At 71.8% G+C, this 19,759-nt stretch carries 14 protein-coding genes; 8 read left to right on the top strand and 6 right to left on the bottom strand.

Features of this window, described 5'->3' with window-relative positions; translation table 11 throughout:
- The first annotated feature begins 96 nt into the window (after window positions 1–96).
- The 7 genes from E3T22_RS05955 to E3T22_RS05925 all read left to right on the top strand — a co-directional run bounded on the left by E3T22_RS05955 (window position 97) and on the right by E3T22_RS05925 (window position 6,900).
- On the top strand, window positions 97–1,134 hold the full coding sequence (locus tag E3T22_RS05955; RefSeq protein WP_088458152.1) for a LacI family DNA-binding transcriptional regulator: 1,038 nt from the start codon (window positions 97–99) through the stop codon (window positions 1,132–1,134).
- Window positions 1,131–2,636, top strand: coding sequence for a sugar ABC transporter ATP-binding protein (locus E3T22_RS05950; RefSeq protein ID WP_103461228.1), 1,506 nt, complete (start codon window positions 1,131–1,133; stop codon window positions 2,634–2,636). The genes E3T22_RS05955 and E3T22_RS05950 overlap by 4 nt, the downstream gene beginning before the upstream one ends.
- Before the next feature lie 19 nt (window positions 2,637–2,655).
- Window positions 2,656–3,627: an ABC transporter permease gene (locus tag E3T22_RS05945; RefSeq protein WP_088457492.1), complete on the top strand. Its 972-nt coding sequence runs from the start codon at window positions 2,656–2,658 to the stop codon at window positions 3,625–3,627.
- Window positions 3,628–3,677: 50 nt separating this feature from the next.
- Complete coding sequence (locus E3T22_RS05940; protein ID WP_134480760.1) at window positions 3,678–4,622, top strand: substrate-binding domain-containing protein; 945 nt, start codon at window positions 3,678–3,680, stop codon at window positions 4,620–4,622.
- Window positions 4,619–5,626 (top strand): ribokinase, encoded by a 1,008-nt coding sequence (locus E3T22_RS05935; RefSeq protein WP_241983604.1) that lies wholly within the window; start codon window positions 4,619–4,621, stop codon window positions 5,624–5,626. The genes E3T22_RS05940 and E3T22_RS05935 overlap by 4 nt, the downstream gene beginning before the upstream one ends.
- Complete coding sequence (gene rbsD / locus E3T22_RS05930; protein WP_088457490.1) at window positions 5,623–6,006, top strand: D-ribose pyranase; 384 nt, start codon at window positions 5,623–5,625, stop codon at window positions 6,004–6,006. Before E3T22_RS05935 ends, rbsD begins: the two co-directional genes overlap by 4 nt.
- Before the next feature lie 126 nt (window positions 6,007–6,132).
- On the top strand, window positions 6,133–6,900 hold the full coding sequence (locus E3T22_RS05925) for a VIT1/CCC1 transporter family protein (RefSeq protein ID WP_088457489.1): 768 nt from the start codon (window positions 6,133–6,135) through the stop codon (window positions 6,898–6,900).
- A 101-nt stretch (window positions 6,901–7,001) separates the two neighbouring features.
- Here E3T22_RS05925 and E3T22_RS05920 read toward each other — a convergent pair whose 3' ends face one another.
- From E3T22_RS05920 to E3T22_RS05905, 4 genes are all read right to left on the bottom strand, one after another.
- A complete protein-coding gene (locus E3T22_RS05920; protein ID WP_088457488.1) occupies window positions 7,002–7,709 on the bottom strand; it encodes a M50 family metallopeptidase in 708 nt (235 codons plus the stop codon).
- 1 nt (window position 7,710) lies between these two features.
- Window positions 7,711–8,289: a GNAT family N-acetyltransferase gene (locus tag E3T22_RS05915; RefSeq protein ID WP_088457487.1), complete on the bottom strand. Its 579-nt coding sequence runs from the start codon at window positions 8,287–8,289 to the stop codon at window positions 7,711–7,713.
- A 91-nt stretch (window positions 8,290–8,380) separates the two neighbouring features.
- The gene (locus tag E3T22_RS05910) at window positions 8,381–9,889 is read right to left on the bottom strand and encodes a multicopper oxidase family protein (protein WP_134480761.1); all 1,509 of its coding nucleotides are present in this window, start codon (window positions 9,887–9,889) and stop codon (window positions 8,381–8,383) included.
- Window positions 9,889–11,973: a copper-translocating P-type ATPase gene (locus E3T22_RS05905; protein WP_370291524.1), complete on the bottom strand. Its 2,085-nt coding sequence runs from the start codon at window positions 11,971–11,973 to the stop codon at window positions 9,889–9,891. The genes E3T22_RS05910 and E3T22_RS05905 overlap by 1 nt, the downstream gene beginning before the upstream one ends.
- Window positions 11,974–12,136: 163 nt before the next feature.
- On the opposite strand from E3T22_RS05905, the gene E3T22_RS05900 reads away from it, so the two are divergent.
- Window positions 12,137–12,373: an SHOCT domain-containing protein gene (locus E3T22_RS05900; RefSeq protein WP_134480763.1), complete on the top strand. Its 237-nt coding sequence runs from the start codon at window positions 12,137–12,139 to the stop codon at window positions 12,371–12,373.
- Between the two features lie 125 nt (window positions 12,374–12,498).
- On the opposite strand, the gene E3T22_RS19000 is transcribed toward E3T22_RS05900, so the two are convergent.
- The gene (locus E3T22_RS19000) at window positions 12,499–13,134 is read right to left on the bottom strand and encodes a GNAT family N-acetyltransferase (protein ID WP_166789264.1); all 636 of its coding nucleotides are present in this window, start codon (window positions 13,132–13,134) and stop codon (window positions 12,499–12,501) included.
- 107 nt (window positions 13,135–13,241) lie between these two features.
- On the bottom strand, window positions 13,242–19,646 hold the full coding sequence (locus E3T22_RS05895; RefSeq protein ID WP_134480764.1) for an SCO7613 C-terminal domain-containing membrane protein: 6,405 nt from the start codon (window positions 19,644–19,646) through the stop codon (window positions 13,242–13,244).
- Window positions 19,647–19,759 lie beyond the last annotated feature (113 nt).

Raw genomic sequence — 19,759 nt, 5'->3', positions numbered from 1 at the left:
TTCCGCGACGTACGATGGAAACGATTCCATGGAAACGATTCCACGGGTCGCCGGAGTCATCAGCAATACCAAGCACGCACACACAAGGGAGTGGCTGTGGAAGCCGTAACGATCAAGGACGTCGCCGCCCTCGCTGGCGTCTCGGTGGGCACGGCCTCCAGGGTCCTGTCGGGCAACCCGGCCACCTCGGCCGACACCCGCGAACGCGTCGCCGCCGCGGCCGCCGAGTTGGACTACCAGCCCAACGCCCAGGCCCAGGCCCTACGGTCCACCCGGTCCAACTCCCTCGGCCTGCTGGTACCGGATGTGCGCAACCCCTTCTTCGCCGACCTCGCGCACGCCGCCGAACAGGCCGCCCTCTCGGCCGGCTACGTCACCCTGCTCGGCAACGCCAACGAGCGTAACGACCAGCAGGACCGCTACCTCGACACCCTCATCTCCCGTCGGGTCGACGGAGTGATCGTCGCCCCCGTCGGCGACGACGGCGGCCGGCTGCGCGCCCTGATCGAGCGCGAGATTCCCACGGTGCTCGTGGACCGTACCGTTCCCGGCCTCGACCTGCCCAGCGTCACCACCGACAGCGAGACCGGCATCCGCCAGGCCGTGCGGCACCTCGCTGAACAGGGCCACACCCGGATCGGCTACATCTCGGGCCCACAGGCCACCTCTACCGGCCGGGACCGCTTCGCGTCCTTCACCCGCGCCGTCGCCGAGGCCGGCCTCAGCCAGGACCCGGAGCTGGTCTACTTCGGCGACTACCAGGCCGCCAGCGGCTCGGCCGGCGTGCACACCCTGATGGACCTCACCAACCCGCCCACCGCTCTGCTCGCCGCCGACAGCCTGATGGCCGTCGGCGCCATCAGCATCCTGCACAGGCTCGGTCTGCGAATCGGCACCGACATCGCCCTCGTCGCCTTCGACGACATCGAGTGGTTCGCGCTGCTCAACCCGGCGCTGAGCGTCATCGCGCACAGCGTCGAAGACATGGGCCGGATCGCCGTTGACCTTTTGTTGCAGGTGATCGCCGGGCACACCCCGGAGTCGGTGGTGCTACCCAGCGAACTGATTGTGCGGGCCTCCTCGGCCACGCCCATCCGCCCCACGACACAGCCTGAGCAAAGGAGCCAGCAATGACCGTGAAACCCCTGATCACCTTACAGAACGTGACAAAGACCTTCGGCCAGGTCACCGTCATCCAGGACGTGACCGTGAGTGTCTACCCCGGCCAGGTGCAGGTGCTGCTCGGCGAGAACGGCGCCGGCAAGTCCACCCTGATCAAAATGGTCGCCGGCGTCTACCAGCCCGACGGCGGCCAGATCCTCGTCGACGGCGCCGTGACCAGCCTTCCCAGCACCCGCGCCGCCGAAGAACACGGCATCGCCACCATCCACCAGGAACTCAACCTCGTGGCCACCATGAGCGTGGCCGAGAACGTGATGCTCGGCCGGATGCCCACCAAGCTCGGCATGGTCGACCGCAAGGAACTCCGCCGGCAGGCCCGCGCGGCACTGGCGCTGATCGGCCTCGAGATCGACGTGGACACCCCGGTCGGTCAGCTCGGCATCGCCCGGCAGCAGCTGGTGGAGATCGCCAAGGCCCTGAGCATCAACGCACGTGTGCTGATCCTCGACGAACCCACCGCCGCGCTCACCCGGCACGAGACCCAGGCCCTGTTCGCCGTGATGGCCGACCTCCGCCAGCGGGGCGTCGGCATGCTCTTCATCAGCCACCACCTCGACGAGATCGCCGAGGTCGGTGACACCGTCACCGTCATCCGCGACGGCCACTTCATCGCCGAGGTTCCCGCCTCCACTCCCGAAGACGAGCTGGTCAAGCTCATGGTCGGCCGCAGCATCGAGGACCAGTTCCCGCGCCGCGCCGACGAGACTCCCGCGCTCACCGAGGTGCTCACGGTGACCAACCTCACCAGCGCCGGCCACTTCGACGACATCAGCTTCACCGTGCGCGCCGGCGAGGTGCTCGGCATCGCGGGGCTCGTCGGGGCCGGCCGCACCGAACTGATCCGCGCCATCGCCGGCGCCGACAAATACGACACCGGCTCCGTCACCGTACGCGGTGCGCAGCTGCCCAAGGGTGACATCCAGGCGGCCATCCGGGCCGGCATCGGCCACGTGCCCGAAGACCGCAAGGGCCAGGGCCTGGTGCTGGACGCCTCGGTCAACGACAACCTCGGCTACGCCACCCTGGCCTCCAGCGCCAAGCTCGGCCTGGCCGACTTCACCGGCCAGCGCCGCCGCGCCGAGGCCGTGGCCGAGAAGCTGCGCATCCGGATGCACACCATCGACCAGCCGATCCGCTCACTCTCCGGCGGCAACCAGCAGAAGGCTGTCTTCGGCCGGTGGATCATCGCCGCCTCGACGGTGCTGCTGCTGGACGAACCGACCCGCGGTGTGGACGTGGGCGCCAAGGTCGAAATCTACGAACTGATGAACTCGATCACCGCAGCCGGTGGAGCCATCGTCATGGTTTCCAGCGAACTGCCCGAGATCCTGGGCATGAGCGACCGCATCCTCGTCATGCGCGACGGCCGGCTGGCCGGCGAACTCAGCGCAGCGGATGCCACCCAAGACACCGTCATGACTCTTGCTGCCCGCGACGTCGCCGCGCAGCGCTGAAACCGAAGGAACTGAAACCATGTCCACGACCACGCTCGCGCCCACCCGACGCTCCTTCGACTACAAGACCTTCCTGGCCAACAACGGCGCCCTGGTCGGCCTGGTGGTGCTCTGCATCGCCCTGGTCATCGCCACGCCGGACTTCCTGACCGGCCAGAACCTGCTCAACATCGGCATCCAGGTGTCGACAGTGGCGGTGCTCGCCTTCGGCATGACCTTCGTCATCGTCGCCGGCGGCATCGACCTGTCTGTCGGCGCCGTCGCGGCCCTCTCGGCCATGGCCTCCGGCTGGTTCTTCGTCAGCGCCGGCCTGCCCGGCTGGATGGCGCTCGTCGGCGGTCTCGTCGTGGGCCTGCTCGCCGGCGTCATCAACGGCGCCGCGAACGCCTACGGCAAGCTGCCCTCCTTCATCGCCACCCTGGCCATGCTCAGCGTGGCCCGCGGCCTCACCCTGGTGATCTCCGACGGCCGGCCGATCAAAACCGCCCCTGAGGTGTCGTTCCTCGGCGGCAACATCGGCCCGGTGCCGATGCCCATCGTGATCCTGGTCCTGGCCGCGCTGGTGGCCTCCTTCATCCTCAACCGCACCGTGCTCGGGCGCTCCATGTACGCCGTCGGCGGCAACGCCGAGGCCGCCCGGCTCTCCGGCCTGCCGGTGAAGCGCATCATCGTCACGGTCTTCGCCCTCGCCGGCCTCTTCGCCGCGCTGGCCGGACTGCTCCTGGCCGGCCGGCTCGACTCCGCCCAGCCGCAGGCCGCCGCCGGCTACGAACTGGATGCCATCGCCGCCGTCGTCATCGGCGGAGCGTCGCTCTCCGGCGGGCTCGGCAAGATCTCCGGCACCTTCATCGGCGCCCTGGTGCTCGTCGTCATCCGCAACGGACTCAACCTGCTCAACGTGTCGTCGTTCTGGCAGCAGGTGGTCATCGGGCTGGTCATCGCCCTCGCGGTGGGCGCCGACGTGCTGCGCCGCAAGACCCGTAACAGCTGAGCCTTTTCCCTACTTACCTCACACCGACCCACCACAACAAAGGAAACACAATGAAGTCATCCTCCTTTCGCCGTATCGCCGCCGTCACCGCCACGGCAGCACTGATCCTCGCCGGCACCACCGCCTGCGGCCGCGGCGGCGGCGACGAGGCCAGCGGGCCGAAGATCGTGCTCGCGATCTCCACCCTGAACAACCCGTTCTTCGTCGAGCTGCGCGACGGCGCCCAGGCCGCCGCCGACGAGGCCGGCGTCGACCTCTACATCGTCGACGCCCAGAACGACTCCGCCACCCAGGCCAACCAGCTGGCCACGGCCACCGCCGGAAGCACCAAGGCCGTCATCGTCAACCCGGTCGACTCCGACGCCGCCAGCGCCTCGGTGAACGCGCTGATCGCCGCCGACATCCCGGTCATCGGCGTCGACCGCACGGTCAACGACGCCGACCTGACTTCCCTGGTCGCCAGTGACAACGTCGCCGGCGGCAAGCAGGCCGCCGACGAGCTCGCCGCGGCCATGGGGGAGAAGGGCACCGTCATCTCCCTGCAGGGCGTATCGGGCACCTCCGCCAGCCGCGACCGCGGCGCCGGCTTCGACGAGGGCATCGCCGCCTACCCCGACATCACCGTCGTCGCCGAGCAGACCGCGAACTTCGACCGGGCCTCCGCACTCGACGTCACCACCAACCTGCTGCAGGCCAACCCCGGTGTCACCGGCATCTTCGCCGAAAACGACGAGATGGCCCTCGGCGCCATCCAGGCTCTCGGCGCTCGCGCCGGCTCCGAGGTGTCCGTTGTGGGCTTCGACGGCACCGCGGATGGCCTGACCGCCATCTCGGACGGCTCGCTCTACGCCACCGTCGCCCAGCAGCCCGCCGAACTCGGCAAGCTCGCCATCGAACTGGCCGTCAAGGCCATCAACGGTGAGGATATCGAAGCGACAGTCCCCGTCGACGTCGTTGCCGTCACGAAGACGAACGTGGGCGACTTCTCCAAGTGACCCCGCCAACCCCGCACCCAGACTCCGCGGCGACCCTGACCGGGGTTGTCGTGGTCGGCTCGATCAACGCCGACCAGGTCACCACCGTCGCGCGTCATCCGCTGCCGGGCGAGACTCTGATCGGCACCTCGATCACCGTTCTGCCCGGCGGTAAGGGCGCCAACCAGGCCGTCGCCGCGGCCCAGCTCGGCGCCCGGGTGAGCATGGTCGGCGCGGTCGGCCTGGACGCCCTGGCCTCCTCGGCCACGGCCATCCTCGAATCCGCGCAGGTCGACCTGTCCAGCGTGCGGGCCGTGGACGGGCCCACCGGCCTGGCCCTGATCACGGTGGCCGCCGACGGTGAGAACACCATCGTCGTCATCCCCGGGGCCAACGCCGCGGTGGATGCCGGTGTCGTCGGCCAGAGCGCCGGCCTCATCGCCGGGGCCGCCGTGGTGGTGCTGCAGGGCGAGATCCCCGCAGCAGGAAGCGCCGCCGCCGCCCGGCTGACCCGCGGGCGCCTGGTGCTCAACCTGGCCCCGGTGATCGAGCTCGACCCCGCCACGGTCGCGGCCGCCGACCCCCTGATCGTGAACGAACACGAGGCCGCGCTGCTCCTGGCGCAGCTCACGCCCGGCACAGCGCCGCCCGCGACGGACGCCGCGGCGGTGGCCCGGCTGCGCGAGTGGGGGGTGGCCTCTGTTGTGCTCACCCGCGGTGCGCTCGGCGCGATCGTCTCCGACGCCGAGGGCACCGAAACGGTGGCGTCCCCCGTCGTGGAGGCGGTCGACAGCTCCGGCGCTGGCGACGCCTTCGTGGGCGCTGTGAGCGCCCGGCTCGCCGCCGGCGACACCCTGCGCGAGGCGGCCCGGCTGGCCGTGCGGGTGGGGGCGTTCGCAGTGCAGTCCCGGGGAACGCAGCCGTCCTATCCGCACGAGGGCGACAGCCTTCCCGAGGTCCGTCCCGATGCAGCCGCCGATTCGGCGGTCGACTCCGCCACCGAGAAGAACGAGGCACACCCGTGAAACGCGCCGGCATCCTGAACGCCGACCTGAACGCGGCCCTCAGCCGCCTGGGTCACGGTGACATCGTCCTCGTCGCGGACTGCGGCATGCCCGCACCCGCCGGCGTGCCGGTGATCGACCTTGCCCTGGTGCACGGCGTGCCGCGCTTCGAGCAGGTTCTCGACGCGCTGCTGGGCGAACTCGTCGTCGAGCGTTGCGTGGCCGCGTCGGAGGCACAGGGCACGGAGGCCGGGGACTGGCTGAGCGGGCGCTTCACCGACATCGAGTACATCGGACACGGTGACCTCAAGGTGCTCTCGGCGTCTGCGCGGGTGTTCGTGCGCACCGGGGAAGCCACCGCGTTCGCCAATGCCGCGCTCGTGTGCGGGGTGCCGTTCTAGGCGGCAGCCGCAGACCACAGCTGGGCACTGCCGCCGATTAGGTTAGCCTTTCCATCCTCTGATCAGGGGGATTAGGCAAGGCTTTCCAGGCTGGCGGAGTCGGCGGGGGGTGCCTATGGTGACTCTATGGCCATCCTCTCGCCCCCGCTGTTCAGGCCCTTTCACGCCGCCCCGGATGCCGCACCGCGCGCCCAAACAGAGGGCGCTTCGCTGGGCGGCAGCCTGGCCACCCGGCTCAACTGGCTGCGCGCCGGCGTGCTCGGCGCCAACGACGGCATCGTGTCCGTGGCCGCGATCGTGGTCGGCGTCGCCGGTGCCGGCGCCTCCACGCCGGCCATCGTGGCGGCCGGCGCGGCAGGGCTCGTCGGCGGGGCCATCTCGATGGCGCTGGGCGAATACGTCTCGGTGAGCAGCCAGAGTGACAGCCAGCGCGCCATGATCGAGAAGCAGAAGCGCGAGCTGCGCGACGACCCGGCCGGCGAACTCGACGTGCTCACCACCCTTTACGAGGAGCGCGGGCTGGCCCCGGCCACCGCCCGCCAGGTGGCGCTCGAGCTCACCGAGAAGGATGCCCTCAAGGCGCACCTCTCGCTCGAACTCAACATCGTCGAAGAGGATGTGGCCAGCGCCTGGCACGCCGCCGCCGCCTCGGCCCTGGCCTTCACGCTCGGAGCGATCCTGCCGTTGCTGGCGATCCTGCTGCCGCCGGAGAACGTCCGGGTCCCGGTGACGTTCCTCGCCGTGCTGGTGGCCCTGGCCCTCACCGGCGCGCTCGGCGCCCGACTCGGCGGCAGTCGCCTCGCCCGCGCCACCGTGCGCGTGGTCACCGGCGGTGCCGCGGCACTCTTCGTCACCTGGCTGGTCGGCACCCTGCTCGGCACCAGCGTCTTCTAGGGGCGCACGCGCGCGGCCGGGAGTGCCCGTTCGTGAGTTGCCGCACAGTGCCCCCTCCGGGCGTCTGAGGGGGCGTTTTGCGGCAAGTCGAGACGTTGCGGCTAGACCAGGCCGAGCAGTCTCGCCGCACCGACGAGGCAGGCGCCGGCCACGGCGAAGAACACCAGCACCCAGAACAGGCCGGGCAGGTGGCTGAGCCGGGCCAGCTGGTCGGCGTCCGAGGCGGTGCCGCCGCGGCGCGACCGGGTGACCTGCAGCTCGACGACGGTGCGCAGGGCGCCGAGCAGCAGGAACGCGGTGACCAGCACGGCGAAGATGCTCTGCACGGTGGGCGAGCCGAACCAGGTGACCGCGAAGACCACCGCCGCGGTGACCGCCACCGACCACAGCCCGAACCAGTTGCGGATCTGCACCAGCAGCAGCGCCAGCGCCGCAAGCAGCGCCCAGAGCAGGCCGATGTCATGGCTGCGGCTGAGCATCCACGCCGCCCCGAGCCCGAGCAGGGCCGGCGCCGTGTACCCGGCGAGCAGGGTGAAGACCATGCCGGGCCCGCGCGGCTTGCCGCGGCTCACGGTGAGGCCGGAGGTGTCGGAGTGCAGCCGGATGCCCTGCAGCCGGCGGCCGCCGAGAGCCGCGACGAGCCCGTGGCCGCCCTCGTGCACGATCGTGATGCCGTGCCGGGTCAGTTTCCAGGCCGGCGGCACCAGCACGAGCAGGGCGGCCGCGGCGATGGTCACCCACACCGTCAAAGCCGGCAGGGGAGCGTTCGTGGCCGAGACGCGGGTCCAGAATTCGAGGAGCAGGTCCATCTCAGCCCTGCGCGGCCAGGACCATTTCCAGGTGCCGCTCCGAGGTGCGGTGCGGGTCCGTGATGTAGTCGCCGGTGGGGCGGGCGCCGTTCTTCTCGTAGAAGCGGATGGCGCGGTGATTGCTCTCGTGAACGTGCAGGTAGATCCGGTCGAGGTGCTGCTCGTCGGCGACCCAGGTGCGGACGGCGCCGAGCAGTCGCGTGGCCACTCCGGTGCGGCCGCGATAGGAGGGGTCGACCCAGACGCCCACCAGGTTGGCGCGAACCGGGCCGCCGATCGGCGGCTCGCCCGGCCGGTAGCTCGGCGGACCGGAGGACACAAAGGCGGCCATCGTGCCGACCCACTGTTCGCCGGGGGTGCGTGCGACAACCTGGAAGCTGGTGGGTTCGGTGTTCCGGGCGCCGCGCTGACGCCAGTCAGTTTCGGTGAGCGCGAGGACGGCGGCGAATGATTCGAAGAAGCCCAACGGGAAGTTCGCGATGGACCGGAGACGGATATCGCGCAGGCCTGCCCAGTCGTCAGCGGTGGGACAGTAGAGCTCCACAGCGCGGGGCGCGGCGGGTGTTCGTGTTTCGGCCATCCATGGAGGCTAGTCGTGTTCTCTGACCAACGGGTCAATCGTTCCGACAGCGCCCGAATCGTCGGCGAGGGTTCGCGCCTGATGGACCCGCTTACCGCACCAGGATCGTCCCCATCATCCCGGCGTCCTCGTGGTCGAGGATGTGGCAGTGGTAGACGGTGCGTCCGGCGAAGTCGGCGAAACTGATGCGCACTGTGGTCTGCCCGCGGGCCGGCACGTTCACCACATCGCGCCACACGACTGCAGCCTCGGCGGTGCCGCCCCGATCGACGATCTGCATCGGCCACACGTGCAGGTGCACCGGATGGTCCATCTCGCTCGTGTTGCGCAGCGTCCACTCCTCCACGCTGCCGGCCAGCACTGTCGTGTCGAGGCGCTCCGGGTCGAACTCCTGCCCGTTGATGGTGAAAGTCATCATCGAGCCGCCGCCCATACCCATTCCCATGTCGAAGCTGAGTTCGCGCCGAGCCGTCACGGTCGCACCGCGCAGGTCGAGCGGTGCCGGCTGGCGTGGCACGGCCCCCGGCGCCGCCACCGGGTCCCCGGTCACCGTGACAGTCGCGAGGGCGACCTCGGTGCCCGTCGCGGCCTGACCGGAGCCGCCCATCATGCCGCCGGAGGTCGCGGTGCCCCGGTCGTAGGCCAGGGTGCGCAACTCGGTTCCGCCCTGCACCGCGGTGACGAGGACATCGGCCCGATTGCCCGGCGCGAGCAGGATCTCGTCCACCTCCGCCGGTCTTTCGAGGCGACCGGAGTCGATGCCGAGCAGCTGCAACCGTTGACCGTCGAGGCGCAGTCGGAGGTATCTGGAGACGCAGGCGTTCACGATCCGCCACCTCTCGCGCTCGCCGGTTCGAAGCGCCAGGACAGGCGCCAATTGACCGTTGACCAGCACAAGCTCGCCCTCCCGGCCCTGCATCCGGTCCGCGGCGGATGCGTCCGCGACCGCACCGACGCCGTCGAGCGTGACGTCCGAGATCACCAGGACCCGTTCCCGGCTGCTCCCGATGGGCACCGGGTCGTCGATGACGATGGTGCCGTACAGGCCGCCGAAGACCTGGTCGGCGACGGTGCCATGGTGGTGCGGGTGGTACCAGTACACGCCGGGCGGGTGGTCGGCCGGCAGCCGGTACTCGTAGTGGAAGGACTCACCGGTCTTGACCATGACGGCCATGTTGTCGCCGTTTCCCTCCGGCGACACGTGCAGGCCGTGCACGTGCAGGTTGGTCGGGCCGGCCAGGCCGTTGACCAGCGTGACCCGCAGCCGGTCGCCGGGAACGAGCCGCAGCGTGGGGCCGGGCAGGCCGCCGTTGTAACCGAGCACCCTCGCGCTGCGCCCGCCGATCACGGTCGTGGCCGGTGTGGCGGAGAGGGTGACATCGAGCAGCCCGCCGCTGCTCGTCAGCTCGTCGGGCTGGTGCAGGTCGTCACCGCCGACGAACCCGGCTGTGCCCGACGGCCAGGTCGCCCAGAGCGCGGCCGCTCCGCCCGCCACGGCAATGACGCCCAGCCCGCCCAGGGCCAGAACGGTGCGCCGGCTGACGGGGCGGGCCAGGGCTGGCGGTTCCTGATTCCGGGGTGCTGCCGGAGGCGCCCGCATCAGGACACCGGTCTCGGCGTGGCGTCGGGGTGGCGGGCGCCGAGCACCCGGGCTGTGCTCACCTCGGGCCGCAGGTCGAGGCGGCGAAGCAGCTGCGCGTTCACGGCCACCACCACCGTCGAGGCCGACATCAGCAGCGCACCCACTTCCATCGGCAGCACAAAGCCGATCGGGGCGAGGACTCCGGCGGCCAGCGGCACCGCGAGCAGGTTGTAGCCGGCGGCCCACCACAGGTTCTGCGTCATCTTGCGGTAGCTGGCGCGGGAGAGCTCGATCACCGAGAGCACCGATCGGGGGTCGTCGCTGGCCAGGATGACGCCGGCGGAGGCGATCGCGACATCCGTGCCGGCGCCGATGGCGATGCCCACGTCGGCCTGAGCCAGAGCCGGGGCGTCGTTGACCCCGTCGCCCACCATGGCCACCCGGTGACCTTCCTGTTGCAGCTGCACCACGGCGGCGGCCTTTCGGTCGGGGTGCACGCCGGCGAAGACCCTGTCGATGCCGAGCTGGGCGGCCACATTGTGCGCCACGGCCTCGGCGTCGCCGGTGATCATCACCACCGCGATGCCCAGGGCGTGCAGGGCGGCGACGGCCTCCGTCGATTCCGGCCGCACCTCGTCGGCGAGGCCGATGGCGCCGATCACGCGGCCGTCTTGCAGCACGTGCAGCACGATGGCGCCCTCGGCGGCCCAGGCGTCGGTGTGCTCGAGCGGCTCGGCGTGATGGCGGCTGAGCAGGCTCGGCCCACCCACCGCCACCTCGTGGCCGGCGACCGTGGCGCTCACCCCCACGGCGGTGGCCGCCCGGAACCCGGTGGCCGCTGGAACGGATCGGCCGCGGGCCGCGGCGACGATGGCCGTGGCCAGCGGATGCTCGCTGTCGGCCTCCACGGCGGCCGCCAGGGCGAGCACGTCCTCCTCGGTGTGACCGGCGGCGGCGTGCACGTGACTGACCACGGGTTCGCCCCGGGTGAGAGTGCCGGTTTTGTCGAACAGCACGGTGTCGACGGTACGCATGCTCTCCAGGGCGAGCCGGTCGGTCACGAGCACCCCGCCGCGGGCGGCCCGCTCGGTCGCGATCGACACCACCAACGGAATCGCCAGGCCCAACGCGTGCGGGCAGGCGATTACCAGAACGGTGATGGTGCGCATCACGGCATCCTCCGGGCTGCCGAGCAGGGTCCACGCGATCGCGGTGAGCAGACCGACACCGAGCGCGAACCAGAACAGCCAGCCGGCCGCCCGATCGGCCAGGCGCTGCGCCCGCGACGACGAGGCTTGCGCCTCGGCGACGAGCCGGCGGATGCCCGCGAGCGCGGTGTCGTCGCCGACCGCGGTCACCCGCAGCCGCAGGGCCGTGTCGGTGGCGACGGTGCCGGCCACGACCGCGGCGCCGGGGCCGCGGCGCACCGGACGGGATTCGCCCGTGATCATCGACTCGTCCACATCGGCGGTGCCCTCGGTGATCTGTCCGTCGGCGGGGATCCGGGCGCCCGGTCGCACGATGACCAGGTCGCCCACCTCGAGGTCGGCGGGAGCGACAAGAGTGACGGTGCCGTCATCCACCCGCTCGGCCTCGTCGGGCAGCAGCGCCGCCAGCGATTCGAGCGCGGACGAGGACTGCGCCAGCGAGCGCATCTCGATCCAGTGGCCGAGCAGCATGATCACGATCAGCAGCGCGAGTTCCCACCAGAAATCGAGCTCCATGGCCAGGATGCCCAGGCTCGCGCCCCAGGAGGAGAGGAACGCCACGGTGATCGCCAGTGCGATGAGCAGCATCATGCCGGGAGAGCGTTGCCTGAGCTCGGCCACCGCGCCGGTGAGGAACGGGCGGCCGCCCCAGACGTACATCACCGTGCCCAGCAGCGGCGAGACCCAGGCGACCCAGGCGGCGTGGGGCAACTCATAGCCCAGGAGCATGGAAAACATGCCGCTGAAGACCACGACGGGAACGGCAAGCACCAGCATCAGCCAGAACAGTTGGCGGAATCGGGCGACGTGATCGCCGTGCCCGGCATGTCCCATGGCCCCATGGTCCATCGAGGTGTGGTCCATCGATTCGTGGTCCGTGTCGGCGTGATTCATCGCGGCCTGATCCGCCGGAGAGGCGCCGTCGGTGGGCTGGTCGATGTGGTGATCCGGGTGGGAAGGCATACCCTTACGCTATACCCCCTAGGGGTACCAGGCAAGGGCAATGAGACTACCGTGGGGGGCACGATCACTTGTGCTCGTCAGGAAAGGAACCTGGATGATGTGGGGATACGGAATGAACCCGGCCTGGCTCTGGCTCTACGGGTTGCTATCGCTGGGCGCGGTCGTGTTGCTCATTGTGTGGACCGTGCGGGTGTTCCGCGACGACTCGCCCGGCCCGATGGGCCCGCGTAGGAGCAATGCCCGACGGATCCTCGACGAGCGCTACGCACGCGGCGAGCTCACGGCCGAGCAGTACCGCCAACAGGTCACCGAGCTCGGCGAACAGCCCTGAGCGGGTTCCGGCGCGGCCGAGCGACTACCTAAAGGCGGAGAATTTCGGGACTCGCCGGGCCGGCGGCCACGACACGCCGACACGGCCGGAAGATCTCCGCCTGTACCGCAGGCGCGGACGGCAGGTCAGCCGAGATTGATGATCGCGGCCAGCAGATCGGGCTTGAGGGGCCGGTCCGCGAAGACGAGCCGTTCGAGCGCCGCGGTGGCGGGCTGGTCGGACGCCGTGCCGGCCACCCCCTGCCCGCGCCACACCAGGGTGAGCCCGATGCGCTCGAGCACCCGCACCGAGGCGGGGTTCCCGGCCAGAACGCGGGCGGTCACCGGATACGCCGAGGCCTGCGCCGCGGCGAGGGCCACCGTGGCGGCCTCGGTGGCCAGTCCGATTCCCCAGCTTGCCGGGGTCAGCCGGTAGCCGAAGTTGTGCGCCCCGCAGTCCATCAGCGTTGCCGAGGCCACCCCGATGAGCATTCCCGCCGCCAGGGTGGTGCCGGGCAGTGCTGTGCCGGACCGTGCAGTGCCGGGCAGGTCGTGCCGCAACCGAATCGCCCAGCGCCCCAAACCGGATGCGGCCCAGCTCTGCTCGCTCTCGTCGACCATCCGCTCGGCCTGTGCGAGGGCCGTGTGGCGGCCGGTCGGCAGGTGCAGCCAGGTTCCCGGGTCGGCGTAGATGGCGTGCACCTCGGCCACATCGGCCGCGGCGAGAGGTGCCAGTCGCAGGCGGGTCGTGCTGAGGAACTCGGGGGCGCTGGATTCGGGCACCTCCCCATGCTTCCACGATGCGCGGCGCCGGTCATCCCGCAGGAGTTGTGCACCCCGCGCCCCGCACCCGTTGTGACGGGCTGGGCGCGGGGCGCTGTGGGGAGCGGTTAGCGCAGCGCGGAGATCTTCAGCGCCGCCGTCTTGAAGTTCTGGATGCGCTGCTCGTACCGCGCGGCGAGCACGATCAGCAACACGCCGCCGATACCGAGCCAGAGCCACCACTGCACCGAGACGTAGAGCAGGGCGATCCACGGCCAGAGCTGGGCGAGCGCGTGCAGCAACAGCACCGTGGCGCCGAGCACGAACGGAGCCTGCAACCGCCGCGCGGTGCCGAGCAGCAGCACCGCGATGGCGACCACGCCGAGGCCCACCACGCGCCAGACCGGGCTGACGCTCAGGTCGAGCAGCAGCGACGGCACCAGCAGGAGGAGCAGGCCGGGGGCGAGCGCGGGCCAACTGCCCGCAGCGGGCACCCGCCGCAGGTGCACCAGCCCGGCCGCCACGAGCGCCAGCGCCAGCGGCACGGTGACGATCTCGACGGGGTCCGGCACGTCGTGGAACAGGCCGGCCACGAGCATCCCGGCGGCACCCGCGAGGGCCGCCCCGGCGATGAGCCGGCCCAGCGGGCTACGGTCGCCCCAGAACGCGGCCAGGAACACCGCCGCGAAGACCCAGACCACCAACGCCACCCGCACCGTTGCCAGCGGTGGGTAGCCCAGGGCGACCACTTCGGCGAGCACGGTGCCGAGCATGGCCGCGACGACGAGGCCATACCCACTGCGAAGCGGCAGGCTGGTGGCGTCGGCGGAATCGGTGCTGCGGGCAACCCAGACCAGGCAGGTTCCGGTGGCCATCAGGAGGGCGGCGGCCGGCAGCAGCCAGGCCTCCAGCTCGCCGCTCGGTCCGGCCGGGGCTCCGGGCAGGGTGAGGATCCGCAGGCCGGCGGCGGTCAGGACGGTGAGGGTGCCCACCAGGCAGGCCGGCCAGGCGAGCAGGGTCCAGCGTGGATGGGTTGTCTGCAGGGCGCCCAGGACGGCCAGGGCACCGCCGATCGCCAGGCTGAGCACCGCACGCACCGGGGTGCCTTCAGCGCCGAGGAGAGCGCTGGGCAGCACTAGCGCCGCCAGGCCCACGACGAGACCGGACTGCACCAGACGGGCCGAGGGGACCGGGAACGCGGTACCCCGCGCCCGGCCGATGACCCGCGCCGAGATCAGCTGACCGACGACCAGGGCGATCCCCAGCGGCACGGTGCCCACCTCGACGGGGTCGAGCAGGTCCCGGCCGAGACCGGCGACCAGCACCAGGAAGCCGGCGGCCACGAGCAGCCAGGCCAGCAGGACGCCCGCGCGGCTGCGGTCGAACCAGCGCACGGCGACCTGCAGCACGGCGAACAGCGCGATCAGGGCGATCACCCGGCCCGCGGCGAAGGCCGTATAGGGCAACGCGGCGGTTTCGGTCCCGAGGATGCCGGTGAGGGCGACGATGACGAGGCCGTAGCCGAGCAGACGGCGCGGACCGGCCGGGTCCACGGTCACCGTGACAGCGGCATCCATCGCGGCAGCATCCGCGTGAACCGGCCGTACCAGCGCCGGGGATCTGGCGATGATGACGTAGCCCGCGCCGATCAGCAGCAGGGCGGCCGGCAGGAGCCAGGCCTCGAGCCGCCCGTCCGGGCCGGCCGGCGAGCCGAGCAGCGGCCGGATGCGTCCCGACGCGGCGACGGCGACGGCCACGGCACCGACCAGGACGCCGGGCCAGGCCACAACCCGCCAGCGCGGCCGGCTGATCAGCAAGGCTCCGCCGACCGTGAGGATGCCGCCGACGGTGAGCACCAGTACCGGTCGCAGCAGGGCGCCCTGGGCACCCTCGACCGCACTGGGCAGCAGTACCAGACCCAGCCCCACGGCCAGCCAGGCCTGCAGAACCGGGCCGGCGGCAGACTCCCGCAGGGACGCCGGGTTCCGCGCCGGACCGAGAAGCCCGGCGGCCAGGAGCTGCCCGAGAATCAGGGAGAGCCCCAGCGGACCGGTGGTGAGTTCGAGCGGGGCGGGCAGGCCGAACCCGAGGCCGGCCAGGAGCGCGACCAGGCCTGCGGCCCAGCTGAACCAGGCGAGCACGGTGCCCGCGGGGCTGCGATCGAACCAGTGAAGGGCCACGTGCAGCACGGCGAACAGAGCGACCAAGGCGATCACGCGTCCCTCGGCGCACGGACCGAACGGCAGTGCCGCAGTTTCCGCGCCGAGGATGCCGAGCAGTGCCAGGCCGACGAGGCCGTAGCCGAAGCTCCGGCGCACGGTGCGGGTATGGGTCGCCGTCGGAGCCGTCGCAACGGAGACGATGAACGGCGTGTGCCGGATGATGATGCCGCCGGTGACCACCAGCAGCAGCGCCGCGGGCAGCAGCCACGCCTCGAGGCGCCAGTCGGCGCCGGCCGCCGGCACCGTCACCAGCGCCAGGATGCGCCCGGTCGCCGTGACCACGACGGCCGCGGTTCCCACGAGCAGGCCGGGCCAGGCGAGCAGGCTCCACCGGGGGCGGCCCAGTAGTACGGCGCCCGCGATGGCGAGCAGGCCGCCGAGGGTCAGGGTGACCAGTTGGCGCACGGCGTCGTCGGTGAGGCCGGCGGTACCGAGGGTCGTGGCGCCGGGTGTGGCCGCCACGACGGCGCTGGGCAGCAGCGCCAGCGCTAGTCCGGCGCCGGTCCAGGCCCACGCTCCGGTGGGCCGGGCGCCATCCGTGGCCCGGAGGCGGGCCGTAACGAGCTGACCGGCCACCAGAGCGAGTCCGACGGGCACCGTCACGAGCTCGAATGGCTCCACAGTGCCGGCGACGAGCGCGGCGCCGGCAGCGAAGCCGGCCAGGGCGGCACAGGTCCACGCCGCGATGGTGCCCAGTGGCACCTGCGGCCGCCAGAGCGCCAGCACATGCCCGACGGCCAGAACGCCCACGAGGGCGATCGCGCGGCCGGCCGCCAGAGCCGAGGTGTCGAACGAGGCCGTTTCCAGCACGGTGAGGGCGCCGAGGGCCACGACCAGGAGCACGACGGAGGCGCGGTCCCTGGCCAGGCGGGTGCGGGCATCCGGGTGGCGCACCAGCAGGAACGCCGCGGTGGCCGTGATGACCACGGTGGGCAGCAGCCACGCCTCGAGCAGCGGTCCCGTGGCGCCCGCGGTGTCGAGCAGGCGCAACGAGCGGGCGATGCCGGTGCTGAGCAGCCCGAGAGCACCGGCCAGCGCGGTCGCGGCCAGGTAGGCCGAGCGCGGCGGCGCCCAGCGCACGAGCGTGGCGCCGATGAGCAGCACCGCGGATGCCGCGCCGACGATGACCGGACGCACCGGCGACCCGGTCTGCATGCTGAGGGCCAGGGGCAGCAGGGCCACCGAGAGCCCGGCCAGGGTGAGCAGCGCGGCGCCCCGGCTGGCGGTGACGGCGCGGTCGATGCGACCGTAACGCCAGAGCAACGCGGCCAGCAGCAACAGCAGTCCGGCCAGGGGGAGCACGTAGGCCTCCACCGGGGTGGTGCCGGCGCGGGCCAGGCCCCACCAGAGCCCGGCGGTGGCCGCGACGAGCGAGAGCCAGCCGACATGGCGGCGCCAGGAGGCAGAGGCGAAGAGACCGTCGGCGTCGATCGCGGTGAGCAGCAGGACCACCGCGGTGAGCAGCAGCACCAGCCAGCCCAGCTCGGCGAGTCCGGGCCGCAGGAAGACGGAGGTGAGCACCACGGCGGCGCCGATCTCCAGGCCGGCCGACGAACGCGCCCGGCTGCCGGTGGTGCCGCCGATGGTGCGTGCGAGAGTGCGGAGGACCAGGGCCAGTGCCACCGTGAGCAGAGCGGCGATCGGCGCGGCGAGCACCGACACCGTGCCGGGCGCCTCGGTGAGGGAGATGAGGTTCACCGTGAGTGCGAGCACGGCGGGGGCCACGAGCAGCGCGGCGGTGAACCGCTCCCAGCGCAGGCCGCCGCCGCGGGTCAGGGTCCAGAGCAGCATCGCGGCCGCGATCAGCGCGGCGGCCAGGATGCCGGCGACAGGGACGGCAGGCGGCATCGTCGCCCGGTCGGCACCGCTCAGGCCGTCGATGATGCGCCCGGTGGGCAGTAGGACGCCCAACAGAGTCGGGGCGAACAGGGTCCAGAATCCTGCTCGGCGTTCTACGGCGGTGAATCCGCCGATCCGGCCCTGGGCCAGGAACAGCTGGAGCAGACCGGTGGCCGACGCCACGGCGAGGGCCACCAGCAGCCAGAGCACGGCCGGAGTGGGCGGCGCGGCCAGGGTGAGCGCTTCCGGAGCGGCGGCGGCGCCGACGAGGGTGAGCGCGATCGCTCCGGACAGCAGAGCACCGCGGCCGCCGGCCTGAGACTCGCGGTTCAACAGCAGCCGGGCGACGAACACTGTCAGCACCGCCGACAGCGTGCCGAGCCACCAACTGGCGCTACTGGCCCAGCTCACGGTGTAACCGAGCGCCTCGCTGGCGATGAAGAGTGTCACGACAATCGGCCGGTAGCCGCCCAGTGTCAGACGCCCGGCGCGGGCGAGCAGGAGCACGGTGAGGGCGGCGGCGCCCAGCAGCAGATACAGCGGAAGCACCAGCCAGAGCGCCTCGGTGAACGGCACGGCCAGCAATACCATGACCAAACCGAACCAGGCGAGTATCCGCAGGCGTGGGGCGAGCACCGCACCGGCCCGCCAGAACCCGGCCATCAGCACGGCGACGCCGGTCAGCGTGGCCAGCGCCCAGACGCTCATCTCGTTCACCGAGACGAGCGGATCGCCCGACGTCGTGAACGTCGAGAGCAGGGTGGAGGCCAGCGGCGCGGCGGCTGTGGCCAACGCAACCGCACCGATCGCGGCCACGAACGACGCGGCGGTGAGCGCGGCGGTGAGCAGGGCGATGCGGGCGGGGCCGGTCGCCCGGCGCCGCCAGGCGAGTTCGAGGCCCAGAGCGAGAGTGGCGATGGCCGGCAACGGCAGGGTCACGAGCAGGGTGTTGTCGTCGGTGCGCCAGACGAACACCTCGATGCCGAACACCACCGCCAGCGTGGCCAGGCTGGCGGATGCGTAGGCGAAAGACCGGTAGAGGGCACCCGGTGTGCGCCCGGTCAACGCGACGACGGCGTGAGCGAGAGCGCCCGCGGCGACGGCGCCGAAGGTGAGCAGGGGAATCACCGTCTCGGCGGGAGCCACGAATCCGGCGGTCAGCGTGGCGGTGGCCAGGGCGAGGGCGGCCAGCGCGAGCAGGGCGATCCTCTCGGCCGTGCGGTCCACGGCGGGCCAGAACGAGGCCGTTCCCGGCCGGGTGAACCGGTGCAGGAGCGCGCCGGCTGCGACGCCCAGCGCGGCCAGGAACACCCGGGTGACCGGCTCGGCATCCGCGGCCAACCCGGCCGCGAGAAGACCCACAGCCGGTGCGGCCGCGGCGAAACCGGCCACGCTGGCCACCCGCAACGACGACACCGCGTGCCAGAGCAGGAACAGCGCGGTGCACACCGTCAGCGTCACGCCCCAATAGAGGAGGCCGTCGACGGTGCCGAAGCCGAACAGGTCGTTCTCCCGCAACGCCCAGGCGTCCAGGAGCACCAGCACCACGGCGAGGGCGCCGATGCCCTCTGCCGTGCTGACCAGACCCTTGCGCCGCAGCAGCCCCGCCGTGATCAGCATGGCCACGGTGAAGAGCCCCACGATGGCCGAGCGTACGGCCAGGCCGGCGACGACGAAGGCCACGGTGAGGAAGACGATCGCCGCGACCGACACGAGGGTGACACCCACGAGCAGCAGCACGACCTGCACGCTCGAGCGCTTGTGCGGGGTCGGCCCCGTCGGCATCGCCGGTGCGGGGGTGCTCGGCGGGGTCGGCGGCGTGTGGGCGGCCGGGCGAGCCGCCGGAGAAACACCGGGCAGGGCGAACGGGGGAACGGGCTGGGCGGACGGGGCGGGTTCTGCGGGCGCGGCGACGGTGGGCGAGGCCGGGGCCGCGGCGGCGACGCTGACCGGGGTCTGCGCGCCGGCCTGGGTGGCGGCGGATGCCTGTGCGAGGGCCGGCGCGGCGGCCTGTGCGGCACGCGCAGCCTCGGCGGCGCGCTGGGCTTGTGCCTGCGCCTGCGCCTGAGCCTGAGCCTGTGCCTGTGCCTGGGCCTGTGCCTGTGCCTGCGCCTGCGCCTGTGCCTGGGCCTGGCGCTCGGCCTCGTCGGCCCGTGCGGCCACCAGCTGCACCGCCAACAGCTGCTCTGCCGCAACGGCCCTGGCCGCCTCCGCCTCAGCAACTTCGAAGCGGATCTGACCGATCAGCTGCACCCGCCTGTCGAGGGCGGTGGCGGCATCCGTCGACGCAGTGAGCAGCTCACGGGCGGCCGGATGACGCAGGTCGAGCCCGCAGGACGGGCAGACCGGCGCCGGCAGCGTGGCCGCGCAGGCCGGGCAGCGGGTGGTGTCGGTGAGTTCGGCCGCGCTGAGCGGCCAGCGGAATCGCCCGACGTACTGCGCGAAGTCGCGAATGGCGCTGCTCGATGACATCAATCCCCCTGATGAATGGTGCGGCTTCCACAGGCTAGTGGTTCGACGGCGGGACGGAGAGTCCCCTAGCGGCGCACTCCCCAGTTCGGGGCGATTGACGCGGTGTCATTGAC

The organism is Cryobacterium sp. TMB3-10 (assembly GCF_004402305.1).
Classification (GTDB): Bacteria; Actinomycetota; Actinomycetes; order Actinomycetales; family Microbacteriaceae; genus Cryobacterium; species Cryobacterium zongtaii.
The sequence above is the reverse complement of the archived record's forward strand: the minus strand, read 5'-3'. Positions and strand labels throughout refer to the sequence as shown.

Excerpts from the sequence above, each read along its gene's own strand:
- E3T22_RS05950 (WP_103461228.1), top strand. The coding sequence starts at position 1,131 with ATGACCGTGAAACCCCTGATCACCTTACAGAACGTGACAAAGACCTTC.
- E3T22_RS05945 (WP_088457492.1), top strand. The coding sequence starts at position 2,656 with ATGTCCACGACCACGCTCGCGCCCACCCGACGCTCCTTCGACTACAAG.
- E3T22_RS05940 (WP_134480760.1), top strand. The coding sequence starts at position 3,678 with ATGAAGTCATCCTCCTTTCGCCGTATCGCCGCCGTCACCGCCACGGCA.
- E3T22_RS05925 (WP_088457489.1), top strand. The coding sequence starts at position 6,133 with ATGGCCATCCTCTCGCCCCCGCTGTTCAGGCCCTTTCACGCCGCCCCG.
- E3T22_RS05920 (WP_088457488.1), bottom strand. The coding sequence starts at position 7,709 with ATGGACCTGCTCCTCGAATTCTGGACCCGCGTCTCGGCCACGAACGCT.
- E3T22_RS05915 (WP_088457487.1), bottom strand. The coding sequence starts at position 8,289 with ATGGCCGAAACACGAACACCCGCCGCGCCCCGCGCTGTGGAGCTCTAC.
- E3T22_RS05910 (WP_134480761.1), bottom strand. The coding sequence starts at position 9,889 with ATGCGGGCGCCTCCGGCAGCACCCCGGAATCAGGAACCGCCAGCCCTG.
- E3T22_RS05905 (WP_370291524.1), bottom strand. The coding sequence starts at position 11,973 with ATGAATCACGCCGACACGGACCACGAATCGATGGACCACACCTCGATG.
- E3T22_RS05900 (WP_134480763.1), top strand. The coding sequence starts at position 12,137 with ATGATGTGGGGATACGGAATGAACCCGGCCTGGCTCTGGCTCTACGGG.
- E3T22_RS05895 (WP_134480764.1), bottom strand. The coding sequence starts at position 19,646 with ATGTCATCGAGCAGCGCCATTCGCGACTTCGCGCAGTACGTCGGGCGA.